General features: G+C 60.6%; 7 protein-coding genes and 1 pseudogene. All 8 read right to left on the minus strand.

From position 1 onward, the window contains the following. A partial coding sequence (locus EOC06_RS33845) for a hypothetical protein (RefSeq protein ID WP_164898894.1) occupies positions 1–391 on the minus strand: 391 nt, incomplete at its 3' end. Continuing rightward, the gene (locus EOC06_RS33850) at positions 391–1,413 is read right to left on the minus strand and encodes a hypothetical protein (protein ID WP_128309844.1); all 1,023 of its coding nucleotides are present in this window, start codon (positions 1,411–1,413) and stop codon (positions 391–393) included. The genes EOC06_RS33845 and EOC06_RS33850, both read right to left, overlap by 1 nt. Positions 1,414–1,418: 5 nt before the next feature. After that, the gene (locus tag EOC06_RS33855; protein ID WP_128309845.1) at positions 1,419–1,946 is read right to left on the minus strand and encodes a tail assembly protein; all 528 of its coding nucleotides are present in this window, start codon (positions 1,944–1,946) and stop codon (positions 1,419–1,421) included. Then, entirely contained in the window at positions 1,936–2,286 is a 351-nt protein-coding gene (locus tag EOC06_RS33860; protein WP_128309846.1) for a hypothetical protein, read from the minus strand. Before EOC06_RS33860 ends, EOC06_RS33855 begins: the two co-directional genes overlap by 11 nt. Further along, complete coding sequence (locus EOC06_RS33865) at positions 2,231–2,746, minus strand: NlpC/P60 family protein (protein WP_128309847.1); 516 nt, start codon at positions 2,744–2,746, stop codon at positions 2,231–2,233. Before EOC06_RS33865 ends, EOC06_RS33860 begins: the two co-directional genes overlap by 56 nt. Then, positions 2,746–3,213, minus strand: coding sequence for a hypothetical protein (locus EOC06_RS33870; protein WP_128309848.1), 468 nt, complete (start codon positions 3,211–3,213; stop codon positions 2,746–2,748). Before EOC06_RS33870 ends, EOC06_RS33865 begins: the two co-directional genes overlap by 1 nt. 23 nt (positions 3,214–3,236) lie before the next feature. Further along, positions 3,237–3,620 (minus strand): hypothetical protein, encoded by a 384-nt coding sequence (locus EOC06_RS33875; protein ID WP_128309849.1) that lies wholly within the window; start codon positions 3,618–3,620, stop codon positions 3,237–3,239. Further along, positions 3,620–4,088, minus strand: a pseudogene (locus EOC06_RS40445) (hypothetical protein); the annotation flags it as partial. The gene EOC06_RS33875 and the pseudogene EOC06_RS40445, both read right to left, overlap by 1 nt.

The following is a 4,088-nucleotide window of genomic DNA, read 5'->3' on the forward strand; positions in this document are numbered from 1 at the left end:
CATCGCTGTTGAACAACTGGTTGACGACGAGACGCACTTCGAGCCAGTCGATGTCGACTTGCGAGCCCTGCCGGGTGACAGGAATAAGTCGAGCCAGACTGCTGCTGACCGTGGTGCTGGTCGACTGACCGCCCAACGACAGCACGATGAGCTCGCCCTGAGCCGAGCCCACGTTTACGTCAAGCTCGAAATTGGAGAAGTTCGTCGAATTGTTGATATTGAGCAGCGGAGTTTCGCCGATGTAGAAGTTCTTGGCGCTACCATCCTTCAGGCCTTTGATCGGCCCTTCGGAAACGGCAAGCACTATCTCGACGATGTCATCGCTGAAATAGCTGTCAGGATCATTGCCCCCGCCACCGCCGCCGAACCCGCTGCCCGCAAATTTCTTCATTACTTAGCCCAACGCTTGCGCATCCATGCCAGCCGATCGACGGCCTGTTCGGGATCGAATTCCCAGCGGATGAAGTTGAGGGGCGACGTGGCGTAGGGATCGATCAGCGCCACCGGGCAGGTGTAGAGATTGAGGTTCTCCGCGCCGATTGCATCGCCGAAGCTGTCGATCTCCTTGTAGGTGCCGACCTGGACCGCGTGGAAGGCGCGCTCCGCTCCTGGGTGAGCGCCCAAGGTGTAGCCGGCCGAATGGATGTGGCCCGACACGTAGATGTCGTGCTGGCCGTCGAAGAGCGCCTTCTTCACGGCGCCGAAGTTCTTCAGGTACATCGAGTTGCCGGGGAAACCGTGCGCCGCGTAGATGCCGAGCTTGCGACCATTCGGGAACCGGAGACCGACACGGGCACGCCAGTCGCGGGCGGCGCCAGCGTTGCCGGCCAGCATCTGGTCAAGGATCTTGGAATGGCCGGACCACAGATCGTGGTTGCCGTAGATCACGAACATCCAGTGGACGCGATTGAGGAAGTATTCGACCAGCGCGCGGGCTTCGGAACCGTCCGTGGTCTGCTCGGACCAGAGGCGAGCGAGCCGGCCGGACCAGTTGTTCCACATATCGCCCAGGCAGGCGCCGAACATGCCTTCATTGCGACCGTCGAAGATCTCGGTGTGTTCGAGCAACAGCTTGATGTTGCAGCCGTCGCTGTCGACGTGGGGGTCGCCCATGAAGCCGAGGCCGATGGGGCCGTCGATGTTGATCTTGACCGGGATCAGCTTGTCGTGCTCGCGCTGCTTGTTCTTCTTTTCGAAGACGCGGATACGGCGTTCGAGCAGCTCTTCGATATCGACCTCGGGACCATCGTCCACGCTGAAGGGTTCATCCACTGCCGTGGGCATGTTTGCCAGCGCGCGACGGAGCGTCCGCTCGGAAATGTCGAAGCCCATGCCACGAAGCATGCGCTCGGCAGGGCGGAAGCCACCTGCCTTACTGAAAGCCTCGATCATCTTCTCATTGGTTGGTCGCATGCTGGTTATCCTGTGATGATTGCGTCGGTGTCGAAGGAGAGGTAGTGGCCGCCGCACAGGTCCTCGCCGTACAGGAATGGGATGCGTGTCCCGATCTTGACTGTGTTGTCGGCGGCGCCGAGGTAGTGGGATTTTTTCTGATCGTCGTCGCTGCTCGGCGCCGGCGAGAGCATCTGTGCAACGCCCCCCAGGAACGCCAGCGCGCCGGCCTGGACGAGCCAGCCGATCCCGGCGAACCAACCCACTGCAACCAGAGCGACACCGAGCAGGATCTGGAGGTACCCACCCTTCTTGCCGCCAGCGAATTGAGGGATGAGGTGGATCTCTCCGTCCTTGGCCGGCCGGTACAGATCCTCGACCTTGTCACAACCTGCCACCGAGATCCGATGACGACCGCGGACGGCGTTGGGGCGAAAGCCTGGGAGTTGGGGAGTGACGAGAGCGACCGCTTCGGCGACGGTGTTGGCTATGACCTCAATCGGGCCTTCATGGAATTTGGAAAAGTATCCGTGGAGAAATACCTTAACCTTCATTTTCCCATTTCTGATCAGCGAGGACGCGGCCTTTGTCGACCCGGAACGAGCTCACGCCGTCCGTGCCGATGATGAGGTGAAGCCAGTCGGGATAGTTTCGAAAGGCGTACCAGTCGTTGGTCGACAGGTTGGAACCCTGACCGGGGTGTGTGTGCCAGGTTGCGGCGACTTGATCGTGATACTTGACCAGGTCTGTGCCCGAAACCTCGAAGCCGTTGGACGAGTGGATGCAGATGTTGTCGACCTCAACAACCTCACCTGTCGTCAGCACAAAGCCGACGCGCTCAGGGCCGTCTGTCAGCTTCTGCTTGAGTTCCTGAATGGGCGGCTCGAAGTTCATCCAACAACTTTTGCTTGTTCGGTGAAAGGAAACCCCGAAGATCGCGTGTTTCCGTCGCATTGACGACAACACTGGGAACATCCTGATGGCGATAGATCGCTATGCAGTTGTTCCTCATGATCCCCCGGAACGGGTCGACCTTCGAAAGGCCACCATACAGGTGGTGGAGAATGCGCCCGTTTTCAACGAATACACCACAGTGATTTCCAAAAGTGGAGCCTACCGCTGCGACGACAACATCACCGAATTTGATGTCGGTCGGATGGACCTGGATTTCCTTGAAGCCCATGCTCCTGTAGTTCTCCCCGAAGAGGTTTAGACCCTTCTGATAGAAGTCCTCTGGACGGGCGAGGTTGGGCAACTCGATGCCGAATACGTCCTGGTAAAAGTCGCGCAGGAGGCCGAAGCAATCCCGCGATCCCCACACGAATTGGCGACCAAGCAGATGCTGGTAGTTCATCACGAGAGCCTCACCATTGGGAACTCCGGCGGCATGAATTGTCGGGCCGGGACCTTGCTGTTCGGGCCTTCCGTCATGACACGCAATTCAGCGGTAATCGACTGGCCGGCGGTGACGTCCGAGATGCGCGAGACATACCACATGCGCCGCTGGTAGATCTGAACGTCGGCCTCGAAATGGTCGCGCAGGAGCCGGTAGCGGATGACCGTGGCGCGATCCAGGAGGCGTTGCCGGACGAGCGTGCTGAAGACGCCCTCCGGATTGATGAGCTGCAGCTTGGGCCTGGTCTCTTCATCGTCGGCGGAGCGCTTCTCGCCCGACAGCTGGACGCCGAACATCTCCCATACTCGGCCGCCCCAGGTGCGGGTCACGCTGTCGCTTAGGAGGAGGATAACCGGCTCTGTGCGGAGCTGGATCTCATACAGGTTCACGAACGCATCAGCGGTCAGCTTCTGCGACTCGGTCATATGTTCTTGTGGCTTGTTTATTGTCATGGCTGCAGGATGAACTCGATGTTGACTTGCTCGGTCGCGCCGTCGCCCTTCTCCACGCCCTTGGGGACCTGGAGGGGCTTGGCGAAGCGGACCTTGACCAGGCCGCGGCGGGGGTGCGGATAGTAGAAGGGCTCGTAGAGGCGATGGGCCTCGTAGAAGTTCTGCATGCACTGCATGTTGCGTTGTGGCTCGCGATCGTGGTCCACGACACCCGGGGAGCGCTCGAAGAACCACATGGCCTTGAAGGAGAGCTTGAAGCCGATCTGATCCGGCCCGCGGGGTTTGGTGGCGAACTGATAGCCGCCACCAAACTGGATCACGGTCGAGCTGGACGGATAGGTGTCCTCGACAAGGTGATAGGGGAAATCAAATGTCTGCATCACATTTTCCCTGAGTTGATCGCTTTGATCAGGCTGCGCGTCACACCACGGCGGCGGATGTCGTCGCTGATGTAGGCAACCACGTCATCGGGGCCGAGCTGCGGCTTCTCTTCCGGCAGGACCGCCCAGACGTTGATCGGCCGCTGGTCGGCCGGCGGAGCGGCCGGTAGTGACGGCATGCCCGACGCCATCTTGCGGTTGCCACGGGCATTGATCTGTTCCAGAGCGTCCCGGCCGACCTGGTTGACGGCCGAGGCGCGCAGGATCATTTCACCAGGCATCACCGCGCGGAGCTGGCTGTCGCGGAATGGCGCGTTGGCACCGGTGATCATCTCACCGTTGGCCGCGCGCTTCACGCCCGCGATGTACTGGCCGGTGGCGTTGCCGCCGCCGAACAGCATGCCGAGGAAGCCGCCGCCCCCGCCCCCGCCGGCACCGCCCATGAGGCCCTGCAGCATGTTGAAGACC

Origin of the sequence: Mesorhizobium sp. M7A.F.Ca.MR.362.00.0.0 (genome assembly GCF_004023175.1) — a bacterium.
In the GTDB taxonomy this organism is placed as follows: Bacteria; Pseudomonadota; Alphaproteobacteria; order Rhizobiales; family Rhizobiaceae; genus Mesorhizobium.